Source organism: Shewanella mangrovisoli (assembly GCF_019457635.1).
Classification (GTDB): Bacteria; Pseudomonadota; Gammaproteobacteria; order Enterobacterales; family Shewanellaceae; genus Shewanella; species Shewanella mangrovisoli.
On record NZ_CP080412.1, the window covers coordinates 1,211,121 to 1,233,904 of the forward strand.

The window sequence follows — 22,784 nt, forward strand, 5'->3', positions numbered from 1 at the left end:
AGTATTGAGTGCCATTAGTGGGTGTCATGAGCGAAATTAAATTAATCGTAGGTCTTGCCAATCCGGGCGCCGAATATGCGCAGACTCGCCATAATGCGGGCGCTTGGTATGTGGAAGAATTGGCCCGCATCTGTGGCGTCAGCTTAGTGCCGGATAGCAAGTATTTTGGCCTCACCGCCAGAGCCGTATTGCATGGCAAAGATGTGCGTTTGTTGATCCCAACGACTTATATGAACTTAAGCGGCAAAGCCGTGGGGGCCTTAGCGAACTTCTTCCGTATTACGCCTGAAGAAATTCTAGTGGCCCACGATGAGTTGGATATGCCGCCAGGTGTGGCTAAATTTAAACTCGGTGGCGGTCATGGTGGCCATAACGGTTTAAAAGACATTATTGCTAAACTGGCTAATGATAAAAACTTCTACCGTTTACGGATTGGGATTGGCCATCCCGGCGATAAGAATAAAGTAAGTGGTTACGTACTGGGTAAGGCGCCAGCCAAAGAACAAGAGCTGATCAACGCCGCCGTAGATGAAGCCGTACGTTCCACTGAAGTGCTATTTAAAGAGGGCATGGTGAAAGCCATGACTCGCCTACACTCCTTTAAAGCGGAGTAAGCCCTGTGCTCGTGGCCTGCGAAAGGACGACGAACACAAGACAATAGAATTAATCAATGTACTGCCTAAGGGCAGGCTGACTATAAACTTGCTGGTGAGTGTGACTCGCCAGCCTATCATCGAGAGAAAGGTAAGAATATGGGTTTTAAATGCGGCATTGTTGGTCTTCCTAACGTAGGTAAATCAACGCTTTTTAATGCGTTAACTAAGGCTGGCATCGAAGCGGCAAACTTCCCGTTTTGTACCATCGAGCCAAACACCGGCGTTGTACCTGTGCCGGATCCACGCTTAGACGCGCTGGCGGCAATTGTAAATCCGCAACGTGTACTGCCAACCACCATGGAATTCGTGGATATTGCTGGTCTAGTCGCGGGCGCGTCGAAAGGTGAAGGTTTAGGCAACAAGTTCCTTGCTAACATCCGTGAAACCGATGCTATCGGTCACGTTGTGCGTTGCTTTGAAGATGACAACATTGTCCACGTGGCTAACCGTGTTGACCCTGCGCGCGATATCGAAGTCATCAACACTGAATTGGCATTAGCCGACTTAGACAGCTTAGAGCGTGCGGTGATCCGCCAACAAAAACGCGCTAAGGGCGGCGATAAAGACGCTAAATTTGAAGTGGATGTACTCGAGAAGATGCGCCCCATCCTCGATGAAGGCCATATGCTGCGTTCTATGGAGCTGTCTAAGGAAGAATTAGAAGCGGTTGCTTACTTAAACTTCTTAACCTTAAAGCCAACCATGTATATCGCTAACGTGGCTGAAGATGGTTTCGAAAACAACCCACATTTAGATGCAGTGCGTGCCATTGCTGAAAAAGAAAACGCCATTGTTGTGTCTGTGTGTGCCGCCATTGAGTCAGAACTGGCTGAAATGGAGGCGGAAGAGCGTGATGAGTTTATGGCGGACCTCGGGTTAGAAGAGCCAGGGTTAGACCGCGTGATCCGCGCAGGTTACCAATTGCTGAGCCTGCAAACTTACTTCACCGCAGGTGTGAAAGAAGTGCGCGCTTGGACCGTTTCTGTAGGCGCGACTGCACCACAAGCGGCGGGTGTTATCCACACCGACTTTGAACGTGGCTTTATTCGTGCTCAAGTGATGGCATTTGACGACTTTATTACCTATAAAGGTGAAGCGGGCGCCAAAGAAGCGGGTAAGTTACGTGTAGAAGGCAAGACATACATTGTTCAAGACGGCGATGTTATGCACTTCCTGTTTAACGTCTAACAGCTTTCATAAAGGGCTAAGCTTTAGAAAGTAAGGCAAAATACGGGCAACAGAGGTCGATTTAGCGCATCTGTTGCTCAGTTTGGTGAAGTAATAGCCGAACGGTTTGTCTCGAGGGAAATAGCGAAAAAAAGCTGTTGACCTCGATACCTCGAATAAGCATAATACGCCCCGTTCCTCGCTACGAGGGGCGCGCAATAACGAAGTGGCAATGTAGCTCAGCTGGTTAGAGCACAGCACTCATAATGCTGGGGTCGCAGGTTCAAGTCCCGCCATTGCTACCATTTCGTTATCCTAGCGTTTGCTAGCATCAATTCAGGATGTCAACTTGAAACAGTGCGGGAATGGTGAAATTGGTAGACACGCCAGATTTAGGTTCTGGTGCCGAAAGGTGTGAGAGTTCAAGTCTCTCTTCCCGTACCATTATTTTTAAACATCGGCGTTAGCGGATGTATGAAACAAGTTAGTGATGGGGTATCGCCAAGCGGTAAGGCACCGGGTTTTGATCCCGGCATACCTAGGTTCGAATCCTAGTACCCCAGCCATCATTTCATGTTTCTCAGTTTTTGGGGTATCGCCAAGCGGTAAGGCACCGGGTTTTGATCCCGGCATACCTAGGTTCGAATCCTAGTACCCCAGCCATGGCAATGTAGCTCAGCTGGTTAGAGCACAGCACTCATAATGCTGGGGTCGCAGGTTCAAGTCCCGCCATTGCTACCATATTTAAATCCACGTTAAATCAATTTGATTTATCTGGTAAAAATCCAGAGACGCCTTTGTTTGCCAATCTGGTACATTTTGATGCGGGAATGGTGAAATTGGTAGACACGCCAGATTTAGGTTCTGGTGCCGCGAGGTGTGAGAGTTCAAGTCTCTCTTCCCGTACCATCAAAGTGAAACAAGTTAATTGGGGTATCGCCAAGCGGTAAGGCACCGGGTTTTGATCCCGGCATACCTAGGTTCGAATCCTAGTACCCCAGCCATAGTTAAAAAGCCCGTCCTACGACGGGCTTTTTGCTTTCTGCCTTTTATATGTGCTTATCGAGTCACTCTCTATTCCTTCGTTATTTTTCAATCTTCTTTTCCGATATCGTTAGCGTGCTATGGCATCACTCGCGCAAGCCTTGAATTTTGGCTAAGTGCTAATGGCTAAGATGTGCTTAATTGGCTTAGGTTGTTGTTTTTAGATATAAAAAAGCCACAGTACTGAATAAACACTGTGGCCGATACCGACAAACGTGAAGTGCGACTAAAACGCTCGCCGAGCGTTGATTAGTTATTATTGTACGGGTTTAACTTCTTTTACTGGCGTGGGGGCTACGACTTCGCTCACCGCCTTTTCAAGCACTGCTTCCTGTGTCGCTTTTATATCGCCCGTGGCAACCGCTTTCAGGGGCGCTGCCGCTGGGACTTGTTCTTGCAGTTTCTCGGTACCTGCATCTATCGCCTTTTGCTGTAGTTTTTGCGGATCTGTGTAGTCAGCCAGTTCTTTAGGCCAGCTTGGTACCAGTTTCTCAGCCTGATCGGTAAATTGCTCAGAGATAATTTTTGGCGAGCCACCCGTAAGCAACATCACCGCCATTTGGTTGGTTTCTGAGTTCCACACAAAGCCTGCTTTTTCGGCCATTTCCGGCACTGGCGTATAGGTCGACACCATATAAAACAGCGGACCTTCCTGTTGGATTTTATCGGCGGTTTTCAGCAGCGATACCGTGGTCTCGTAATTGTCACCGAGCAGGGCCTTCATCCGATCTTTAATCAGTGGCTGTTCGAATAGCCCCACGTCGTTTGGATTTAATCCGACAAGGGGTTTTAGCAGTGCCCACATGAGTTGGCCTTGGGGTGACATCAATAGCAGTGGGGCAACACAGGCATTAAGTATTAGTGCGAGCCAGATAATGTGTAGGCAACGCATTTTTTTGAGCAGAGTTGTACTCAAGATGATATTTCCTTTGGAAGTACCAGCAAGTCGCCGGCGGCGGATTGTAGCCGATTGCGATTCTGTAAACGAGAGGGGTAAATAAGTAAATTTTTACTGTGATTAGAGGGTAAAAGGTTAAGTTTTATCTAATTGAATTTGTATCGGTTTTACAATTATTTCTATTTTCTCCACTGCTTTTCTCGCTCTACGAGTTTACGATATTTCCCATCAACGTTGCCGTTATACCGTACTTGCGATGTAAAGAATGTAAAGTCGGGTTTTGTTGATAATAAATATCATTTACTCTCTAACCCATTAACTTTCGTTAATACAGGCTATTAGCTAAAGGTTGGTGGCGATTTAGGCGCTCGCCTAATATCCCTTCTTGAGAGTCAGTCATTGAAATTAAAAGTCAGTAAATCATCGCTTTCCTTCGCTCGGACTATTCATGTTTATGTCTCTATGGCACTGCTGCTGTTAATGCTGTTTTTTGCCGTAACCGGGATCACCTTAAACCATCCCAATTGGTTTTCTTCAGCGGATCAAGAACCACGACGTGAACAGTTTGATATTCCTAATTATTTAATACCAGCTGCGCCGCAGGAGCCTGAATGGCGTTTAGCGGCGGGGCATTGGTTAAAAAGCCTGTGGAATATGGATATTGGCACTGCCGATATCGATGAAGATGAGATAAGCCTAGTAAATAAAGGCCCTGGTACCTATCGCACCGTTACCTTAGATCTGCTCGACGGCAAAGCCTATGTTGAGACTTTAGATTATGGCGTTATTGCGGTGCTGAACGATCTGCACAAGGGGCGCAATACCGGGATTGTCTGGGCTTGGGTGTTAGATATCTGTGCCTTGCTGATTATTCTCTTTTCGCTCACCGGCGCTTATTTGCTGCTGCCTCAAACGAAACGACTTAAAAAATCCTTGTTTTATATGGTGCTTGTCAGTTCAGGCTGTGCACTTGTGTATGTCTATTTTGTTCCATAGGGAGAACCGATTAATGATGCGTCAGCTTATTCGCACCAGCGCCATCGGTGCGTTGTTTGTGAGTTCAGCGGTATTTGCCGCGCCGAAAATGACCGTTGATTTGACCTTGCCAGAAATTACTGAGGGTCAGTATCACAGACCCTATGTGGCGGTGTGGGTTGAGGATGCTAAGGGCCAAACCGTTAAAACCATAAGCCTATGGGTATGGGATGAGGGCCATAAATGGCTCAAGGACATTCGTCGTTGGTGGCGTAAAGCCGGGCGTGAAGACATGAGCTTTGTCGACGGCATCGCCTCGGCGACCAAGCCTGCAGGCCATTACAAAATTGATTGGGACTTAACGGATGATGCGGGTAAACCGCTGACGCCTGCCTCCTACACAGTGTTTATCGAAGTGGTTCGCGAGCACGGCGGGCGCGACCTCGTGAGGCAAAACCTGGATTTAACGGCGGGGGATTTTACCGCCCAGCTACCAGCAACCACTGAAACTGGCGTGATTGATATTCGCTTAAGCGGTATGACTCGCTAAGCCCTGCACTTTACTGAAAGGATATGAAGATGAAACTACGTTTACTTGCTTTAGTTAGCGCGCTCTGCATCAGCCCATTGGCGAGCAGTCATGATCGCTGGATTTTACCTAGCCACTATAACGTCTCGGCCGAAAGCCTAGAGGCGGTGTGGATCACATCCGACGTGTCCGCCAGTAACCAAGTGTTTATGTTTGATAAACCGGTAACCGCCAGCGATGTGCGTGTGTACTTACCCGATGGCAAGCCAAGCTCCCCAAGCTCAAGCTACACAGGTGGTCGTAAATCGGTGTTCGACGTGCAATTACTGCAAGATGGTACCTATAAGTTTGAAAAGGAAGTCACGCCGAGATACTTTTCTGTTTACAAAATCAAAGGTAAAGAAGGCATGGTTCGTAGTCGACTCGATAAAAAAGCGACAGCAGCCGTGATGCCAAAGGATGCCTATGAGCTTAAAGGCTCATTAAATGTGGCGCGGGTTGAAACCTATGTGACCCGTAACAAACCCACCGATAAGGTATTAGCGCCTAAGGGTGAATACTTGGAATTGGTGCCTATTACCCATCCCGCTGATATCGTTGAAAATGAACCCGCAACACTGCAGTTTGTTTACGATGGTAAGCCTGTCGAAGGCGTGAGTGTGGCGATCATGAAGGATGGTAGCCTGTACCGTAACAAGCCGGAAGAAATCAGTTTAACTTCGGATAAAGAAGGTAAAGTGGCGATGACGCTGCCCGCAGCTGGTCGTTATCTGCTGCATGCTTCAATCGAACGTCCAAGCCCAGATAAATCGCTTGCCGATAAAACAGTTAGCGAAATCTTTTTGACCTTCGAAGCTGGGCTTGAATAAGCGCAGGCTTTAATGCTCCTTCTTAGCAATGCCCACAAGTTCGTTTGTGGGCATTTTGTTTTATCCTACTTAAGTTCGCACTATTATACTTTGGCACTAGCATCTGAGCCTGAGCTTCAGTAAGCTGCACTGGTGCATAGTTCTTGATGCATCCCAAGCGCATAACGATTAGAATAGCGCAATTCCACTCTGATTTTACTGTGTTGACCTTTAGCGTCGGCACGGGTTGCTTTTGTTTTAAAGGAGACGAAAGAAGTTATGACTAAGGTTCCTATGACAGTTGTCGGTGCAGAACAGCTGCGTAAAGAGTTAGATATGCTCAAGTTTGAACGTCGCCCGAAAATCACTGAAGCGATTGCCTCAGCGAGAGAGTTAGGCGATCTAAAGGAAAACGCGGAATATCATGCAGCCCGTGAAGAGCAAGGGATCTGTGAAGCGCGTATTCGTGACATTGAAGGCAAACTTTCTAACGCGCAGATCATCGACGTGACTAAGATGGCGAACAATGGTCGTATCATTTTTGGTACCACTGTGACTATCCTTAATCTGGATACCGATGCGGAAGTGACTTACCGTATCGTGGGCGACGATGAAGCTAACATCAAAGAAAACCTGATTTCAGTTAACTCTCCGATTGCCCGTGGTTTAGTGGGCAAGAATGAAGGTGATGAAGTGTCGATCGCAACCCCTGGTGGTTTGACCGATTACGAAATTATTTCGGTGCAATACATCTAAGTCTTGATATCGCCATACTCGATTGTTTACCGATAAAAAGCCGCCTAGTGCGGCTTTTTTATGGCCTTTTATACCTAAAATACTGCAAAATCAGAATCTTCAGCGCACAAATTCGCAAGATGGATAAAGTTTAACTTGCCTCTAAAGCGGCCGTTACCTAAGCTGCATGCTTGGAGCTTTCTATGTATTCATCAAGGTTCTTTACGAAAGCTATCCAAGAAAGTGTGGTTTCTTCTGCAAATATTTCATCACGTAAATGGTTGCGTGTACCTTTTAGGAACTGAGTTTGATTAAGCACTGGCGCCAAGGATTAATGTTACTCTGTGTGTCAATCATCTTGATCGCCCATGCGGGTGGCTATGCGCCGCGCGGCTTAACCGCCCAGCAACTGCACTTGGCGCCTAAAACGGTAGTTACAACTGCGCCTACCGCGGATACGCCGTCACTCACTGCGCAACAGAGCAAAACATCACATCACTCAACGGTACAATCGACGGCGAGCGATAGCAAAGCTGTCTGTGCTGCTGATAAGGTACTGGCCACCGATTGCTCCGAGTCAGAATTAGTCAGTCACTCGGATGATTTTAATTTTGCTCCGGCTAACTCCCAGCGTTTTATCAATCTTGTTCAGCATGATATGCGTGAAGTGAAGCCTAATTACCTGTTGGCTTTTGAGTTCGAACCTGAGCCTGCGCCCGCATTAGGGGAAAATATTCGCCTCGATGCTCGCCCGGATTGGACCCTCTTAGCCGAATCTTCACCAGCGCGGATCTCCGGCTGGAAAGTCTCCAACCTCCAATATCGCTTTAGTCAGCAAGCCGCTTAACTAACCGCTCCCTGTAGCAAGTTAGCAAGGCTTATCCATAACGATACCGTTTGAGTTCATCATCTGAACCAGAGGTCGTTAGGGATGTCTTTGATTAAATTTGCATTTTGTCATCCGAAACCTGTACTCGATAACCTAGCATCAAAGCCTGCGGTGTGGTCGCCGAAGGTGCGACTAAATCGCATGGGATTTAAATCCATTCGGTTTAGACGGATTTTAATCGGTTATCACCACTGAGTTTGCTCGCATTTAGCGTTCTCCTTGTGGGATCCGTGTTTACAGGTTTCACCGTAATACAGTGATTGTTCGCTCATGTTTATTAGCACTATTTGCGCTGCAAATAGCTATTGGAGCGGGCAATATCATGCGAGTGATATCTATGGATAAAATTCAGAGTAAAAAGCTGCTAAATCATTATTCAGCTTGGAAATACGTTGTGCTTATCGTCACGATTATCGTGATGTTATTTAGCGCCTTACCGACTTGGTATGGAGAAGATGCCGCCGTGCAGGTGGGCGCTAAAGCGGGGCTTAATTTAACCCCCATCGAACTGCGGGATAAATTAAAGGCGCAGGGCGTTGATGTTAAGCGTATCGAAGTTAAGCATGCCCAACATGGCAACGCCAACAGCTCAGAAGACGGGCAAACCCTTATTGTACTCAATGATGACAGCGAGCAAACCTTAGTGAAGACCTTAGTGTCATCCATGGTCAGTGAGCCGAAAGAACTCACGCTGGCACTGGTGAGTGCTGCGCCAAGTTGGCTGCAAAATATGGGCTTTGAACCGATTAAACTCGGGCTCGATTTACGCGGCGGGGTGCAATTTTTGCTGGATGTGGATGTGCAGCCCGTCTATCAAGCCCAGGCCGATGCATTAGTCGAGTCCCTTAGGCAGTTTTTGCGTGACCAGCAAATTCGCGGCGCCAGTGTGCGTATTGATAGCACGCGCGATGACGCAGGGTTGCAAATTGCAATTGCATTAAATGAAGCGGCTGAATCCACTAATAATGCTCGCTCAGCCATTCGCCAGTTTATGCAACAAAGTTATCCGACTTGGCAATTAACCAATGCGGATAATGGCTTAGTCGTAAAGCTCGCTCAAGAAGAGCAAATCAAGTTACGTAATTTAACCGTGCAGCAAAACCTGCAAATTATGCGTAGCCGGATTGAGGAGTTAGGGATTACAGAAGCCTTAGTACAGCGTCAGGGCGAACACCGTATCCGCATCGAGCTGCCCGGTGTCCAAGACCCCGCCGCTGCGAAAAACGTGATTGGTGCGACCGCAAGCTTGGCCTTTTTTGAAGTTAAAGAATCGGGTTCAGTGAATGCGCAGGTACTGAAGGATAAATCTGGCAATCCTGTTTATGTGGCCCGCACGCCGGTATTAGGCGGCGATCATATTGTCGATGCCCGCGCCAATATTGGCGAAATGGGCATGGCCGAAGTGAACATTCACCTCGACCGAATCGGTGGCCAAAAAATGTCGGAGTTTTCCCGTGCCAATATCGGTAAGCCGATGGCAACATCCTACAGCGAATACAGCCGGGATGAGCAGGGCAAAGCCAAGCAGACCCAAGAGATCATTAGTGTCGCGACCATTAAATCACAGCTGGGAGATCGTTTCAGGATCACTGGCGCAGGTACTTATCAAGAGGCGCAGCAATTAGCCTTGTTGCTACGCGCTGGCTCCATGACGGCGCCTGTGACTATTGTTGAAGAACGCACCATTGGCCCAACCCTTGGCGCCGAAAACATTCAAAACGGCTTTGCAGCGCTCGGCCTTGGTATGGGAATTACCTTGCTGTTTATGGCGCTCTGGTATCGCCGTCTCGGTTGGGTGGCCAACGTGGCCTTGATTGCCAACATGGTGATCCTCTTTGGTTTGCTGGCGCTGATCCCCGGTGCAGTATTGACCTTACCCGGCATTGCCGGTCTGGTGTTGACGGTTGGTATGGCGGTCGATACCAACGTGCTGATTTTCGAGCGGATTAAAGACAAGTTAAAAGAGGGGCGCAGCTTCGCCCTAGCGATTGACACTGGCTTTGACAGTGCGTTCTCAACCATTTTCGACGCTAACTTCACCACTATGATCACCGCGGTAGTGCTCTACTCCATCGGTAATGGCCCCATCCAAGGCTTCGCCTTGACCTTAGGTTTAGGTCTGTTGACCAGTATGTTTACCGGTATTTTTGCCTCAAGAGCCTTAATCAACCTAGTGTATGGGCGTGATGCGCGCCGCCATGTGAGGGTATAACTATGAAGAATCTCAATCTAACTAAATGGCGTTATGTGTCGAGCGCTATCTCTATCTTTTTAATGTTGGCCTCTCTCACCATCATCGGGATGAAAGGCTTTAACTGGGGCTTAGACTTTACAGGCGGTGTGGTAACTGAGGTTCAGCTCGACAGAAGGATCACCAGCAGCGAGCTGCAACCGCTATTGAACTCGGCTTATCAGCAAGAGGTGACGGTGATTTCGGCCAGTGAGCCCGGACGTTGGGTATTACGCTATGCCGATACGGCGCAAAGTAATGTCGATATTGCGCAAGCCTTAGCGCCTGTGGGTGAAGTGCAAGTACTGAACACCAGTATTGTCGGCCCGCAAGTGGGTAAAGAGTTAGCCGAGCAGGGCGGCCTTGCTTTGTTGGTGGCCATGCTGTGTATCTTAGGCTATTTGAGTTATCGCTTCGAATGGCGTCTCGCCTCCGGTGCGTTGTTTGCACTGGTACACGACGTGATTTTCGTGCTCGCCTTTTTCTCATTAACCCAAATGGAATTTAATTTAACCGTGCTCGCCGCCGTGCTGGCGATTTTAGGCTATTCGCTCAACGATTCGATCATTATTGCCGACCGGATCCGGGAGTTATTGATTGCTAAGCCAAAGCTTGCGGTTCAGGAGATTAACAACCAAGCGATTGTCGCGACATTTTCCCGTACCATGGTAACCTCGGGAACCACCTTAATGACGGTGGGAGCGTTATGGATTATGGGTGGCGGGCCGTTGGAAGGATTCTCGATTGCCATGTTTATCGGCATTTTAACTGGCACATTCTCATCAATATCGGTCGGGACTTCATTGCCCGAATTTTTGGGATTAACGCCAGAGCATTATAAAGTGCAAGTCATCACAGATACGCCATAAGTGCTAAAAACAAAACGGCCACTCGCTTGAGTGGCCGTTTTGTTTAAGGCTGGAAAATTACTTAGCTCTTGGCAGGGCAATTTTCATTTCAGGCGATTGACGATAAATCACCAGAATATGACCAATAAGTTGCACTTTTGCAGATTGAGTTTCACGTACTATGGCATCAACGATGGCATTTTTTAGCTCTCTATCGGTAGAGGCTACTTTCACTTTAATCAGTTCATGATAAGCGAGTGCGCTTTCAATTTCAGCGAGTACACCTTCAGTCAATCCATTGGCACCAAGCAGCACCACTGGCTTTAAATTGTGCGCCAGACCTTTTAAATGCTGTTTTTGTTTGGTTGTTAAGTTCATTTCTACCAACTTTTGCTGAGTTACTGTTGAAAAACCGCTATTCTACCCTTATATAGCCCTTGTGTAACTCTCAATTGTTGCGGATTTTAAATGTCAGGTAAAAAACGTACGGCCAGTTCCACCCGTTGGATGCAGGAACACTTTGATGATCATTATGTCAAACTAGCACAGAAACGGGGATTGCGTTCTCGCGCTGCGTTCAAGCTTGAGGAACTCCAGGAGAAGGACCAATTGATCCGCCCAGGTATGACCGTGGTGGACTTAGGTGCGGCTCCAGGTGGTTGGTCTCAAATAGCCGTCAAGCTGACGGGAGATAAAGGTAAAGTTATCGCCTGTGATATTTTGCCAATGGATCCCATCGTCGGCGTGGATTTCTTGCAAGGGGACTTTCGTGAAGAGAAAGTACTCGAAGCATTGCTAACTCGCGTCGGTGCGGATAAGGTTGACGTTGTATTGTCTGATATGGCGCCTAACATGAGTGGTTCCGATGGTGTCGATCAACCGCGCGCCATGTATTTAGTCGAACTGGCGTTAGATATGTGTCATCAAGTATTGGCACCTAACGGCAGTTTTGCGGTCAAAGTCTTTCAGGGGGAGGGGTTTGACGAATATATGAAGGCGGTAAAAGACGCATTCAAAGTAGTAAAAACACGTAAACCGGACTCGTCGCGGGCACGCTCCCGTGAAGTCTATCTTGTGGCGACAGGGTACAAGTTGTAGTACCCTAGCGTTAATCATCGCAAGACTTTATGAGGTCTAGTAATTTGAGTGACATGGCAAAAAATCTAATACTCTGGGTTGTCATCGCCGTTGTGCTGATGTCAGTGTTTCAGGGTTACTCCCCCTCTTCTTCGTCATCGCAGAAGATGGATTATTCTACGTTCCTAGACAATGTTCGTGATGGACAAGTCGCCAGTGTTGAAGTGAAAAGTGACCAACGTACTATCGAAGGTTCTAAGCGCACGGGCGAAAAATTCACGACCATTATGCCACTGTATGACCAAGATTTAATTAATGATCTTGACCGTAAAGGCATCACCATGAAAGGCCAAGAAGCCGAAGAATCGGGTTTCTTAACCCAGATCTTTATTTCTTGGTTCCCGATGTTGCTGCTGATTGGGGTATGGATTTTCTTTATGCGCCAGATGCAGGGCGGCGGTGGCAAAGGCGCTATGTCCTTTGGCAAGAGCAAAGCCAAGCTGATGAGCGAAGATCAAATCAAGACCACTTTTGCTGACGTTGCAGGCTGTGATGAAGCCAAAGAAGAAGTGAAAGAGCTGGTCGATTATCTGCGTGATCCAACCAAATTCCAAAAACTGGGTGGCCGTATTCCAACGGGCGTGCTCATGGTTGGCCCACCAGGTACAGGTAAAACCTTACTTGCTAAAGCGATTGCTGGCGAGTCAAAGGTACCTTTCTTTACCATTTCAGGTTCTGACTTCGTAGAAATGTTCGTCGGTGTCGGTGCATCCCGTGTACGTGACATGTTCGAACAGGCGAAAAAATCAGCCCCTTGTATTATCTTCATCGACGAAATCGATGCTGTAGGTCGCCAACGTGGCGCTGGTTTGGGTGGCGGTCACGATGAGCGTGAGCAAACCCTTAACCAAATGCTGGTTGAGATGGACGGCTTCGAAGGTAATGAAGGGATTATTGTGATTGCGGCGACCAACCGCCCAGACGTATTGGACTCTGCGCTGCTGCGTCCAGGTCGTTTCGACCGTCAAGTGGTTGTGGGTCTACCGGACGTTCGCGGTCGTGAGCAAATCCTTAAAGTGCATATGCGTAAAGTGCCACTTTCTGAAGATGTGAAAGCAAGCGTAATTGCCCGCGGTACCCCAGGTTTCTCTGGTGCTGATTTAGCTAACTTAGTTAACGAAGCGGCTCTGTTTGCGGCGCGTGGTAACCGCCGTGTTGTCGGTATGGAAGAATTCGAGCGTGCAAAAGACAAGATCATGATGGGTGCTGAGCGCCGCTCTATGGTGATGTCAGAAGCCGAGAAAGAAATGACGGCATACCACGAAGCGGGCCACGCGATTGTGGGCTGTTTAGTGCCAGAGCATGACCCTGTGCACAAGGTAACCATTATCCCGCGTGGTCGTGCGTTGGGTGTGACCTTCTTCTTACCTGAGGCCGATGCGATTAGCCAAAGCCGTCGTAAGTTAGAAAGCCAAATTTCGGTTGCCTACGGTGGTCGTTTAGCCGAAGAGCTGATCTACGGTAGCGACAAAGTGTCTACAGGCGCTTCGCAAGACATTAAATATGCAACATCGATTGCCCGTAACATGGTGACCCAGTGGGGCTTCTCCGACAAACTCGGTCCATTACTCTATGCCGAGGAAGAAGGTGAAGTGTTCTTAGGTCGTAGCATGGGTAAAGCCAAGGCGATGTCCGATGAAACCGCGACGGTTATCGATGCCGAGGTGAAAGCCTTTATCGATAAGAACTATGGCCGTGCTAAGCAAATTCTGCTGGATAACATCGATATTCTGCATTCGATGAAAGACGCGCTGATGAAGTATGAAACCATTGACTCACTGCAAATTGACGATTTGATGAACCGTCGTGAAGTGCGTCAGCCTGCCGATTGGCAAGCGGATGACAATGGTTCAAACGACAAAGGCAATGGCAAAGGTGAACCTACCGTTAAAGTCGACGAAGTGGTAAAGACCGCTCCCGTTGAGGCAGAGCTGAAAGATGCCGATGAGTCACCTGTTAAGTAGCGGTTGTTAATTGAAAGAGAACCCCGTTAAGGGGTTTTCTTGTTTTATCTTGCTAGAAAATTGACTGCGCTGTCATTCAATATAAATCAGTCACATGAGTGAACAGCGCAGAAAACGGATGAAACGCGCTAGCAAGCTGTCCCAAATGGAGTCAATGCGTGTTTGAATTAATTGCTGGAACCAAACGCTTATCCTTAGCTTCGCCCGTCGTAATGGGCATTCTGAATGTTACTCCCGATTCTTTTTCCGACGGTGGAAAGTTCTCTTCCTTTGAATTAGCTTGCCAACATGCTGATGAGATGGTCGCACAAGGGGCGCTTATCATCGATATCGGCGGCGAGTCGACAAGGCCGGGGGCGGCCGATGTGACGGTTGAGGATGAACTCGCACGGGTGATCCCTTTGGTAGAATATGTCGCGAAACACCATGATGTGTGGATTTCGGTCGATACCAGTAAACCAGAAGTGATGAGACAAGCGGTGAATGCTGGCGCGCATCTAATCAACGATGTGCGTGCCTTGTTGGAGCCTGGGGCTTTAGAGACTGCGGCTCAGCTAAATGTACCCATTTGTTTGATGCACATGCAGGGCGCGCCGCGCAGTATGCAAACGGCGCCCGAATATCAAGACCTTGTTACTGATGTTTCAGAGTTTTTGCGCGAGCGTATTCAGGCCTGTATCGATGCGGGGATCCCGCGGGAGCGATTGCTAATCGACCCTGGTTTTGGCTTTGGTAAAACCTTAGAACATAACTATGAACTGCTGGCGAAGTTAGAGCGTTTTGAGCAGTTTGAGCTGCCGATATTGATAGGTTTATCCCGTAAGAGCATGATAGGAAACCTCCTTGCTAGACCGACCTCCGAGCGTCTAGCGGGGAGCCTTGCTGGTGCCATGATAGCGGCCCAGAAAGGGGCACATATCATTCGTGTCCATAATGTCCCTGAAACTGTCGATGTGCTGAAAGTGTTACAAGCGACACAGGTATATCTATAAAGGCTATTTTTGTTAAGTATTTCATTAATATTATGATCCCAACCGAAGGGACACATTGAAGTTTGTGGGGCAATATGAGCGAACGTAAATTTTTTGGAACCGATGGTATTCGTGGCAAGGTAGGTTCAGGCCAGATGACTCCCGAGCTGGCATTAAAGTTGGGTTGGGCAGCAGGGCGGGTGTTATCCCGCAGCGGCACGAAAAAAGTGATTATTGGTAAAGATACCCGTATTTCGGGTTATATGTTTGAGTCTGCTTTAGAGGCGGGTTTATCGGCTGCGGGTCTCAATGTGATGTTGATGGGGCCAATGCCAACACCCGCTGTGGCTTATCTCACTCGCACTTTCCGCGCCGAAGCGGGGGTGGTAATCAGTGCATCCCATAATCCTTATTACGATAACGGCATTAAGTTTTTCTCAACCGATGGCAGCAAGCTCGACGATAACCTAGAGCTGGAAATTGAAGCCGAATTAGAAAAGCCCTTAGAGTGTGTTGAGTCACATCTATTGGGCAAAGTGTCACGTATTGAAGATGCGCGTGGACGTTATATCGAATATTGCAAGGGCAACTTCCCAGCGGATCAAACCCTCACAGGGTTAAAAATTGTGGTGGACTGTGCTCACGGTGCGACCTATCACATTGCACCTGCGGTATTTCGTGAGTTAGGCGCAGAGGTAATTACCATTGGTGATAAGCCCAATGGCGTCAACATCAATGACAAAGTGGGCGCCACGTCCATGGCGAAAATCTGTGAAACCGTATTGACCGAAGGCGCCGATTTAGGGATTGCGCTGGATGGTGACGGCGACCGTATCATGATGGTCAACAGCCGCGGTGAAGTTATCGATGGCGACCAAATCCTCTATATTCTGGCCTGTGATGCTAAAGCCCGTGGCGTGCTGCGTGGTGGCGTTGTCGGCACGCTTATGTCTAACTTAGGTCTCGATTTAGCCTTGCAAGCCTTAGATATTCCTTTTGCCCGCTCTAAAGTGGGTGACCGTTATGTAATGGAGTTACTGAAAGAACTCGATTGGCGCATTGGCGGTGAAAACTCGGGCCATATCCTTAACCTCGACCATGGTACGACGGGTGATGGTATCGTGGCGGGTATCTTAGTGCTTGCGGCAATGCGTCGACAAAATGCCACACTAGAGCAACTTACTGCCCCGATGGAGATGTTACCACAGGTGTTAGTGAATGTGCGTTTTGAGGGCGAACACGACCCATTAAGCTCTGATAAAGTTAAAGCCGCTCAGGCTCAGGTTGAGTCACAACTGGGTGCCCGTGGTCGCGTATTGCTACGTAAATCTGGTACTGAACCGTTAATTCGTGTGATGGTTGAAGGTGATGATCACAATACTGTGTTAGCGCACGCCAATTTGATTGCAGATGCGGTAAAATCGGCGAGCTAATCAAACTAATCTTTAGTCGAGTGCAGCTGATACCGATTAAAAATGAAGGTGTTAGCTGCATTAATGAGCAAGAATAGGGTTTGGCGTGTAAAAAGTAAGCATTCCAACCTAATATCTGAAAAATTTCGAATTTAGCTATTGTAACTTAATAAGTGGTTCGCTATTATTCACGCCGCTTTCAGAGGAGACAGTGATGGCACTCAGACGTCCTATGGTAGCTGGCAATTGGAAGATGAACGGCAGTGCGGCATTAGCCCAAGAGTTGTTCAAGAAATTTGCCTCAAAGCTCCAAAATGATTCAGCTGAAGTGGTTTTATGCCCGCCTTCTATCTATCTAGAAAGCGTCAGGCAACTGCTAGAAGCAAACAAGGAAGCGTTAGACGGTTCACTTGTTAGGATGGGCGCTCAGAATTTAAGTCAACATGACTTTGGCGCTTATACCGGAGAAGTTTCGGGCCAGATGCTTAAAGATTGCGGATGTCGATATGTCATTATCGGGCATTCAGAACGTCGCCGTATGTACGGAGAGACGAGTAATATCGTAGCGGAGAAATTCGCTGCAGCACAAAAGCACGGTTTAACCCCAATTTTATGTGTGGGTGAATCGGGTCCAGCACGTGAAGCAAGACGTACCTTCGAGGTGATTGCGGAAGAGTTGGATATAGTGATCCAGAAAAATGGCACTATGGCTTTTGATAACGCCATTATCGCTTACGAGCCGTTATGGGCTGTAGGGACTGGTAAGAGCGCGACACCAGAGCAGGCACAAGAAGTACATGCGTTTATACGCAAACGTCTCTCTGAAGTGTCTCCGTTTATCGGAGAAAATATCAGGATTTTGTACGGTGGCAGTGTGACACCAAGTAATGCGGCAGATTTATTTGCCCAACCTGATGTTGATGGTGGACTGATTGGCGGTGCCAGTTTAAACTCTACCGAGTTTTTAAGTCTGTGTACCATAGCGATGAGCGCATAATATGTATGAAGTTTTAGTGGTTGTTTACTTGTTGGTTGCATTAGGTTTAATTGGCCTGATCTTAATCCAGCAAGGCAAAGGAGCTGACATGGGGGCCTCGTTTGGCGCCGGTGCATCAGGTACCTTATTCGGTTCAAGCGGTTCAGGTAACTTCCTGACACGTACAACGGCGATTCTGGCCATTGCGTTTTTCACGTTAAGTCTGCTGATTGGCAACTTAAGTGCAAACCACGCAAAAAATGAAGATGCATGGAAAAATTTAGGTTCTGATGAACAGGTAACTCAACCAGTTGATCAAGCAACCGAAAAGTCAGAAACCAAAATTCCTGACTAGTAAAAGGTGTCGCCGAGGTGGTGAAATTGGTAGACGCGCAGCCTTGAGGTGGCTGTGTCCTAACGGACGTGCGGGTTCAAGTCCCGCTCTCGGCACCATAATATAGCTAAGTGAGACGAAGTAAGCGCTGACTTAGTTATTGCAAGCAAAGACGATAGTCAATATACTTGCACACAGTTGACGCGGGGTGGAGCAGCTTGGTAGCTCGTCGGGCTCATAACCCGAAGGTCGTCGGTTCAAATCCGGCCCCCGCAACCAGCTCCTAGTAACGAATAGTGTTTGAATTCGTTATGGTTTACAGGTTCTTGAAGCTAATAACCTCGTCATTACGGGGTTTTTTGTTATCTGGGACTTTTAAATTTGTCGTATCCGATACGACGCTTTACTAGGGCTATTAAGCCCTTTTTTGTTTTTTCCGGGGGTCAATTTTGGCAACATTAGAATCCAGACTGGCAGACATGCTCAAAGTGCCTGTGGAGGCGTTAGGCTTCCAACTTTGGGGCATTGAATATGTACAAGCGGGTAAACATTCAATCCTGCGCGTGTTCATTGATGGTGAGAATGGTATCAATATCGAAGATTGTGCCAACGTAAGTCGCCAAGTCAGCGCTGTACTCGATGTTGAAGACCCTATTTCGACCGAATATACCTTAGAGGTTTCTTCACCCGGTGTAGATAGACCGCTGTTCACTGCTGAACAATATGCGGCCTACGTCGGTGAGGATGTCAAGCTTCAACTGACTATGCCTGTCGCGGGCAGTCGTAATTTAAAAGGCGCCATTACACAGGTTGACGGCCAAATGCTGTCACTCAATGTGAATGGTAAAGAGCTGGTTGTCGCCTTGGATAATATCCGTAAAGGCAACATCATCGCTAAGTTTTGATGGTTTCAAGGTGAACGAGGCAAGACGAAATGAATAAAGAGATTCTGCTAGTCGCTGAGGCGGTTTCAAATGAAAAGGCCGTTCCACGCGAGAAAATTTTTGAAGCGCTAGAAACTGCGCTGGCAACTGCAACCAAGAAAAAATACGAAGGCGATATCGACGTTCGTGTTTCTATCGACCGTAAAACTGGCGCCTATGAAACTTTCCGCCGCTGGATGGTTATCGACGATAACGGTGTTGCGTTAGAAAACCCATACCGCGAAATCACCTTGGAAGCTGCGCGTTACGAAAACCCAGAAATCCAACCTGGCGATTACATCGAAGATCAGATCGAATCTGTTGCGTTCGACCGTATTACGACCCAAACCGCTAAGCAAGTCATCGTACAAAAAGTACGTGAAGCAGAGCGTGCTCAAGTCGTTGAACAGTTCCAAGATAAAGAAGGCGAGCTGATCACTGGTGTGGTGAAAAAAGCGACCCGTGAAAGCGTGGTAGTTGACTTAGGTAACAACGCTGATGGCGTATTGTTCCGTGAAGATTTAATTTCACGTGAATCTTTCCGTCCTGGTGACCGCGTACGTGCTCTGCTGTACTCAGTACGTCCAGAGGCTCGTGGCGCACAGTTATTCTTAACTCGCACTAAGCCAGACATGCTGATTGAGCTGTTCCGTGTTGAAGTACCGGAAATTGCCGATGAGCTTATTGAAGTGATGGGCGCTGCGCGCGACCCAGGTGCACGCGCTAAGATTGCTGTGAAATCAAACGACCGTCGTATCGACCCAATCGGTGCTTGCGTCGGTATGCGTGGCGCACGCGTACAAGCGGTTTCGAATGAACTGGGTGGCGAGCGTGTCGATATCGTGTTGTGGGATGATAATCCAGCACAATATGTGATCAACGCAATGGCGCCTGCCGATGTGGCTTCTATCATCGTTGATGAAGACAACCACTCAATGGATATCGCCGTTGAAGCGGAAAGTCTGGCACAAGCCATTGGCCGTAATGGTCAAAACGTGCGTTTAGCGACTCAACTGACTGGTTGGGAACTGAACGTGATGACAGTGGAAGACATGAACAAGAAGCACCAAGCCGAGAGCGCTAAGGTGAAGAGCCTATTCATGGAAGCACTGGATGTAGATGAAGATTTTGCTCAAGTACTGGCTGACGAAGGCTTTACTTCTCTCGAAGAAGTGGCTTACGTACCTGTATCTGAATTATTGGCAATTGATGGCTTCGATGAAGATATCGTTGAAGCATTACGTGAGCGTGCAAAAGCGGCGATCTCAACTCGAGCTCTCGCCTCTGAAGAAGCACTAGATGGTGTGGAGCCAAGTGAAGAGTTATTAGCACTTGAAGGTGTTGAAAGACACTTAGCCTATGTTTTAGCAAGCAAAGGTATCGTGACTCTAGAAGACTTGGCTGAACAAGGCATTGATGATTTGATCGAAATTGAAGAATTGACAGAAGAAAAAGCAGGTGCGCTGATCATGGCTGCCCGCAACATCTGTTGGTTTGGCGAAGAAGCATAAGTCGATCAACAGGGGGATTTAACTGATGGCAGATACTACCGTAGAGAAATTGGCCACGGAAGTGGGTAAAAGTGTTGAACGTCTGATTGAGCAATTCTCTCAGGCCGGAATTAAGAAAGGCCAAACTGATAACGTGTCTGAAGCTGAGAAGCAACAGTTACTGGATTATCTGAAGAAGCAGCATGGCGGCGAAAGCGCACCGACCAAAATGACACTGCAACGTAAAACCGTATCGACCCTGAGTGTGGCCGGTAATGGTGGTCAATCTAAAGACGTTAAAGTGGAAGTGCGTAAAACCCGTACTTTCGTTAAACGCGATGTTAGCGAAGCGGCTCTGAAAGCGGAAGAAGAAGCGAAGGCCAAAGCGGAAGCAGAAGCTAAGGCGAAAGCCGAAGCGGAAGCCAAGGCTAAAGCGGAAGCAGAAGCTAAGGCGAAAGCTGATGCTGAAGCAAAAGCGGAAGCCAAGGCGAAAGCGGATGCCGAAGCAAAAGCTAAGGCCAAAGCGGCAACGGATGCGAAACCTGCAAAAGACACTTCGCCAGAAGCGGAAGCGGCACGCGTTGAAGCTGAGCGTTTAAAAGCGGTTCAAGCAGAAGCGACTAAGCGTAAGCAAGACGAAGAAGCGGCTAAAGCGGCTGAAAAAGCGCGTCTGTTAGCGGAAGAGAACTCTAAGCGTTGGGACGAAGAAGAGCGTCAACGTAAAGAGGCTGAACGTTACAGCGATCACCATATCACAACCTCTAAAGTGGCCCGTGCTGCTGAAGATTCATCGGATATGGATGAAGAAAAACGTGGACGTCGTGCACGTAACAAAAATACCGCCAAGACTAAACGTGGTGGTAAAGATGCCCGTGACGGCCGCGAAAAACACATGCGTAACCGCAGCACAGCGCCAGAATCAATGGCCCACGGCTTTAACAAGCCTGTAGCTGCAGTGACCCGTGATGTGCGTATCGGTGAAACCGTTACTGTGGCAGAACTTGCCCACTTAATGGCGGTTAAAGCGACTGAAATCATCAAACAAATGATGAAGATGGGCTCAATGGTGACGATCAACCAAGTGTTAGATCAAGAAACCGCCCAGTTAGTTGCCGAAGAAATGGGCCATAAAGTGGTGCTGATCCGTGAAAACGAATTAGAGCAACAAGTACTGTCTGAGCGTGACGAAGAGGGCGGCGTTAAGCTTGAGCCTCGTGCGCCAGTTGTGACCATCATGGGTCACGTTGACCACGGTAAAACGTCTCTGCTCGACTATATCCGCCGCGCGAAAGTGGCAGCGGGTGAGGCTGGTGGTATTACTCAACATATCGGTGCATACCATGTTGAGACCGAAAACGGCATGATCACTTTCTTAGACACCCCTGGTCACGCCGCGTTTACCGCAATGCGTGCCCGTGGTGCTAAAGCGACTGACATCGTTGTACTGGTTGTTGCAGCCGATGACGGCGTAATGCCACAAACCATCGAAGCGATTCAACACGCTAAAGCCGGTAACGTGCCATTGATTGTTGCTGTCAACAAGATGGACAAACCAGAAGCCGATATCGACCGCGTGAAGAGCGAATTAGCGCAACACGGCGTCATGTCTGAAGATTGGGGCGGTGACAACATGTTCGCCTTCGTATCTGCTAAGACTGGTGCTGGCGTTGACGACCTACTCGAAGGCATTCTGCTGCAAGCTGAAGTATTAGAGCTTAAAGCGGTACGTGACGGTATGGCAGCGGGTGTGGTTATCGAATCACAACTGGACAAAGGTCGCGGCCCTGTGGCAACGATTCTGGTTCAAGAAGGGACACTGCGCCAAGGCGACATCGTTCTGTGTGGTTTAGAGTACGGTAAAATCCGTGCGATGAAAGACGAGAATGGTCGTTCAATCACTGAAGCGGGCCCATCTATCCCTGTTGAGATCTTAGGTCTTTCGGGTGTGCCATCAGCCGGTGATGAAGCAACTGTAGTTCGCGACGAGCGTAAAGCCCGTGAAGTAGCTCTGTACCGTCAAGGCAAGTTCCGTGACGTGAAATTAGCGCGTCAGCAGAAGTCTAAGCTGGAAAACATGTTCGCGAACATGACCGAAGGCGAAGTGAAGGAACTGAACATCGTTCTGAAGGCAGACGTTCAAGGTTCACTCGAAGCGATTACCGACTCCTTAATGGGTCTGTCTACCGACGAAGTGAAAGTGAACATCATCGCTCGCGGTGTGGGTGCGCTGACCGAAACCGACGCGACCTTAGCTGCGGCTTCTAACGCTATCATGGTTGGCTTTAACGTCCGTGCCGATGCACAGGCACGTAAGACTATCGAAAGCGAAAGTGTTGACCTGCGTTACTACAGCGTTATCTATAATCTGATTGATGAAGTGAAAGCGGCGATGACGGGTATGTTGTCACCAGAATTCAAGCAACAGATTATCGGTCTGGCTGAAGTACGTGACGTGTTCAAGTCACCAAAACTGGGCGCAATCGCCGGTTGTATGGTGACTGAAGGTACCATCAAACGTAGCGCACCAATCCGTGTACTGCGTGATAACGTGGTGATCTTCGAAGGTGAACTCGAATCGCTACGTCGCTTTAAAGACGACGTTAACGAAGTTCGCAACGGCATGGAATGTGGTATCGGTGTTAAGAACTACAACGATGTCCGCGTGGGTGACCAAATCGAAGTATTCGAAACCGTCGAAGTGGCACGTACACTGTAACGATAAAGAGGGCGGCATTAGCCGCCCTTTCAATTTAATACA

At 48.2% G+C, this 22,784-nt stretch carries 20 protein-coding genes and 9 tRNA genes; 27 read left to right on the forward strand and 2 right to left on the reverse strand.

What is annotated here, in order from left to right:
- Positions 1–26 precede the first annotated feature (26 nt).
- The 9 genes from pth (at position 27) to K0H60_RS05375 (ending at position 2,827) form a co-directional block, all read left to right on the forward strand.
- Positions 27–614, forward strand: a complete 588-nt coding sequence (gene pth, locus K0H60_RS05335; RefSeq protein ID WP_220057509.1) for an aminoacyl-tRNA hydrolase — start codon at positions 27–29, stop codon at positions 612–614.
- A gap of 138 nt (positions 615–752) precedes the next feature.
- On the forward strand, positions 753–1,844 hold the full coding sequence (gene ychF, locus K0H60_RS05340; protein WP_011621800.1) for a redox-regulated ATPase YchF: 1,092 nt from the start codon (positions 753–755) through the stop codon (positions 1,842–1,844).
- 207 nt (positions 1,845–2,051) lie between these two features.
- A tRNA-Met gene (locus tag K0H60_RS05345) sits at positions 2,052–2,128 on the forward strand.
- 54 nt (positions 2,129–2,182) lie between these two features.
- Positions 2,183–2,267, forward strand: a tRNA-Leu gene (locus K0H60_RS05350).
- Positions 2,268–2,314: 47 nt separating this feature from the next.
- A tRNA-Gln gene (locus K0H60_RS05355) sits at positions 2,315–2,389 on the forward strand.
- Between the two features lie 22 nt (positions 2,390–2,411).
- A tRNA-Gln gene (locus K0H60_RS05360) sits at positions 2,412–2,486 on the forward strand.
- Position 2,487: 1 nt separating this feature from the next.
- Positions 2,488–2,564: transfer RNA gene (locus K0H60_RS05365), tRNA-Met, on the forward strand.
- 83 nt (positions 2,565–2,647) lie between these two features.
- A tRNA-Leu gene (locus K0H60_RS05370) sits at positions 2,648–2,732 on the forward strand.
- Between the two features lie 20 nt (positions 2,733–2,752).
- A tRNA-Gln gene (locus K0H60_RS05375) sits at positions 2,753–2,827 on the forward strand.
- Between the two features lie 296 nt (positions 2,828–3,123).
- Here the strand turns inward: K0H60_RS05375 and K0H60_RS05380 are convergent.
- Entirely contained in the window at positions 3,124–3,759 is a 636-nt protein-coding gene (locus K0H60_RS05380; protein WP_220058114.1) for a hypothetical protein, read from the reverse strand.
- 405 nt (positions 3,760–4,164) lie between these two features.
- Here K0H60_RS05380 and K0H60_RS05385 point away from each other — a divergent pair, with 405 nt between their 5' ends.
- From K0H60_RS05385 to secF, 7 genes are all read left to right on the forward strand, one after another.
- Positions 4,165–4,761, forward strand: coding sequence for a PepSY-associated TM helix domain-containing protein (locus tag K0H60_RS05385; RefSeq protein ID WP_220057510.1), 597 nt, complete (start codon positions 4,165–4,167; stop codon positions 4,759–4,761).
- Between the two features lie 16 nt (positions 4,762–4,777).
- Entirely contained in the window at positions 4,778–5,290 is a 513-nt protein-coding gene (locus tag K0H60_RS05390; protein ID WP_041412944.1) for a DUF2271 domain-containing protein, read from the forward strand.
- A 29-nt stretch (positions 5,291–5,319) separates the two neighbouring features.
- Positions 5,320–6,138 (forward strand): DUF4198 domain-containing protein, encoded by an 819-nt coding sequence (locus K0H60_RS05395; RefSeq protein ID WP_109287014.1) that lies wholly within the window; start codon positions 5,320–5,322, stop codon positions 6,136–6,138.
- Positions 6,139–6,396: 258 nt separating this feature from the next.
- Positions 6,397–6,873 carry a transcription elongation factor GreA gene (greA, locus tag K0H60_RS05400; RefSeq protein WP_011621805.1) on the forward strand — a complete coding sequence of 159 codons (477 nt, stop codon included), beginning with the start codon at positions 6,397–6,399 and terminating at the stop codon, positions 6,871–6,873.
- 313 nt (positions 6,874–7,186) lie between these two features.
- Positions 7,187–7,699 (forward strand): hypothetical protein, encoded by a 513-nt coding sequence (locus K0H60_RS05405; protein WP_220058115.1) that lies wholly within the window; start codon positions 7,187–7,189, stop codon positions 7,697–7,699.
- Between the two features lie 379 nt (positions 7,700–8,078).
- Positions 8,079–9,953, forward strand: coding sequence for a protein translocase subunit SecD (gene secD, locus K0H60_RS05410; RefSeq protein ID WP_220057511.1), 1,875 nt, complete (start codon positions 8,079–8,081; stop codon positions 9,951–9,953).
- A 2-nt stretch (positions 9,954–9,955) separates the two neighbouring features.
- Entirely contained in the window at positions 9,956–10,840 is an 885-nt protein-coding gene (gene secF, locus K0H60_RS05415; RefSeq protein ID WP_220057512.1) for a protein translocase subunit SecF, read from the forward strand.
- Between the two features lie 57 nt (positions 10,841–10,897).
- Here secF and yhbY read toward each other — a convergent pair whose 3' ends face one another.
- On the reverse strand, positions 10,898–11,197 hold the full coding sequence (yhbY, locus tag K0H60_RS05420) for a ribosome assembly RNA-binding protein YhbY (protein WP_011716136.1): 300 nt from the start codon (positions 11,195–11,197) through the stop codon (positions 10,898–10,900).
- A 90-nt stretch (positions 11,198–11,287) separates the two neighbouring features.
- Here yhbY and rlmE point away from each other — a divergent pair, with 90 nt between their 5' ends.
- The 11 genes from rlmE (at position 11,288) to infB (ending at position 22,742) form a co-directional block, all read left to right on the forward strand.
- Positions 11,288–11,917, forward strand: coding sequence for a 23S rRNA (uridine(2552)-2'-O)-methyltransferase RlmE (gene rlmE, locus K0H60_RS05425; RefSeq protein WP_011621809.1), 630 nt, complete (start codon positions 11,288–11,290; stop codon positions 11,915–11,917).
- A gap of 29 nt (positions 11,918–11,946) precedes the next feature.
- Positions 11,947–13,920, forward strand: coding sequence for an ATP-dependent zinc metalloprotease FtsH (gene ftsH / locus K0H60_RS05430; protein ID WP_220057513.1), 1,974 nt, complete (start codon positions 11,947–11,949; stop codon positions 13,918–13,920).
- A 158-nt stretch (positions 13,921–14,078) separates the two neighbouring features.
- Positions 14,079–14,912 (forward strand): dihydropteroate synthase, encoded by an 834-nt coding sequence (gene folP / locus K0H60_RS05435; RefSeq protein ID WP_220057514.1) that lies wholly within the window; start codon positions 14,079–14,081, stop codon positions 14,910–14,912.
- A gap of 74 nt (positions 14,913–14,986) precedes the next feature.
- Positions 14,987–16,324 carry a phosphoglucosamine mutase gene (gene glmM, locus K0H60_RS05440; protein WP_023268278.1) on the forward strand — a complete coding sequence of 446 codons (1,338 nt, stop codon included), beginning with the start codon at positions 14,987–14,989 and terminating at the stop codon, positions 16,322–16,324.
- Positions 16,325–16,517: 193 nt separating this feature from the next.
- Positions 16,518–17,300, forward strand: a complete 783-nt coding sequence (tpiA, locus tag K0H60_RS05445; protein ID WP_011071430.1) for a triose-phosphate isomerase — start codon at positions 16,518–16,520, stop codon at positions 17,298–17,300.
- Between the two features lies 1 nt (position 17,301).
- Positions 17,302–17,634 carry a preprotein translocase subunit SecG gene (secG, locus tag K0H60_RS05450; RefSeq protein ID WP_011625494.1) on the forward strand — a complete coding sequence of 111 codons (333 nt, stop codon included), beginning with the start codon at positions 17,302–17,304 and terminating at the stop codon, positions 17,632–17,634.
- A gap of 11 nt (positions 17,635–17,645) precedes the next feature.
- Positions 17,646–17,732 (forward strand) — tRNA-Leu (locus K0H60_RS05455).
- An 83-nt stretch (positions 17,733–17,815) separates the two neighbouring features.
- Positions 17,816–17,892, forward strand: a tRNA-Met gene (locus K0H60_RS05460).
- A gap of 170 nt (positions 17,893–18,062) precedes the next feature.
- Positions 18,063–18,518: a ribosome maturation factor RimP gene (gene rimP / locus K0H60_RS05465; RefSeq protein ID WP_011716141.1), complete on the forward strand. Its 456-nt coding sequence runs from the start codon at positions 18,063–18,065 to the stop codon at positions 18,516–18,518.
- 29 nt (positions 18,519–18,547) lie between these two features.
- Positions 18,548–20,047: a transcription termination factor NusA gene (gene nusA, locus K0H60_RS05470; RefSeq protein WP_088210878.1), complete on the forward strand. Its 1,500-nt coding sequence runs from the start codon at positions 18,548–18,550 to the stop codon at positions 20,045–20,047.
- Positions 20,048–20,072: 25 nt separating this feature from the next.
- A complete protein-coding gene (infB, locus tag K0H60_RS05475) occupies positions 20,073–22,742 on the forward strand; it encodes a translation initiation factor IF-2 (RefSeq protein WP_220057515.1) in 2,670 nt (889 codons plus the stop codon).
- The last annotated feature ends 42 nt before the right edge of the window (positions 22,743–22,784 follow it).

What these genes read in the sequence shown, in the direction of transcription:
- pth (WP_220057509.1), top strand. Translation starts at nt 27, where the DNA reads ATGAGCGAAATTAAATTAATCGTAGGTCTTGCCAATCCGGGCGCCGAA.
- ychF (WP_011621800.1), top strand. Translation starts at nt 753, where the DNA reads ATGGGTTTTAAATGCGGCATTGTTGGTCTTCCTAACGTAGGTAAATCA.
- K0H60_RS05380 (WP_220058114.1), bottom strand. Translation starts at nt 3,759, where the DNA reads ATGCGTTGCCTACACATTATCTGGCTCGCACTAATACTTAATGCCTGT.
- K0H60_RS05390 (WP_041412944.1), top strand. Translation starts at nt 4,778, where the DNA reads ATGCGTCAGCTTATTCGCACCAGCGCCATCGGTGCGTTGTTTGTGAGT.
- K0H60_RS05395 (WP_109287014.1), top strand. Translation starts at nt 5,320, where the DNA reads ATGAAACTACGTTTACTTGCTTTAGTTAGCGCGCTCTGCATCAGCCCA.
- greA (WP_011621805.1), top strand. Translation starts at nt 6,397, where the DNA reads ATGACTAAGGTTCCTATGACAGTTGTCGGTGCAGAACAGCTGCGTAAA.
- K0H60_RS05405 (WP_220058115.1), top strand. Translation starts at nt 7,187, where the DNA reads ATGTTACTCTGTGTGTCAATCATCTTGATCGCCCATGCGGGTGGCTAT.
- secD (WP_220057511.1), top strand. Translation starts at nt 8,079, where the DNA reads ATGGATAAAATTCAGAGTAAAAAGCTGCTAAATCATTATTCAGCTTGG.
- secF (WP_220057512.1), top strand. Translation starts at nt 9,956, where the DNA reads ATGAAGAATCTCAATCTAACTAAATGGCGTTATGTGTCGAGCGCTATC.
- yhbY (WP_011716136.1), bottom strand. Translation starts at nt 11,197, where the DNA reads ATGAACTTAACAACCAAACAAAAACAGCATTTAAAAGGTCTGGCGCAC.
- rlmE (WP_011621809.1), top strand. Translation starts at nt 11,288, where the DNA reads ATGTCAGGTAAAAAACGTACGGCCAGTTCCACCCGTTGGATGCAGGAA.
- ftsH (WP_220057513.1), top strand. Translation starts at nt 11,947, where the DNA reads ATGAGGTCTAGTAATTTGAGTGACATGGCAAAAAATCTAATACTCTGG.
- glmM (WP_023268278.1), top strand. Translation starts at nt 14,987, where the DNA reads ATGAGCGAACGTAAATTTTTTGGAACCGATGGTATTCGTGGCAAGGTA.
- tpiA (WP_011071430.1), top strand. Translation starts at nt 16,518, where the DNA reads ATGGCACTCAGACGTCCTATGGTAGCTGGCAATTGGAAGATGAACGGC.
- secG (WP_011625494.1), top strand. Translation starts at nt 17,302, where the DNA reads ATGTATGAAGTTTTAGTGGTTGTTTACTTGTTGGTTGCATTAGGTTTA.
- nusA (WP_088210878.1), top strand. Translation starts at nt 18,548, where the DNA reads ATGAATAAAGAGATTCTGCTAGTCGCTGAGGCGGTTTCAAATGAAAAG.
- infB (WP_220057515.1), top strand. Translation starts at nt 20,073, where the DNA reads ATGGCAGATACTACCGTAGAGAAATTGGCCACGGAAGTGGGTAAAAGT.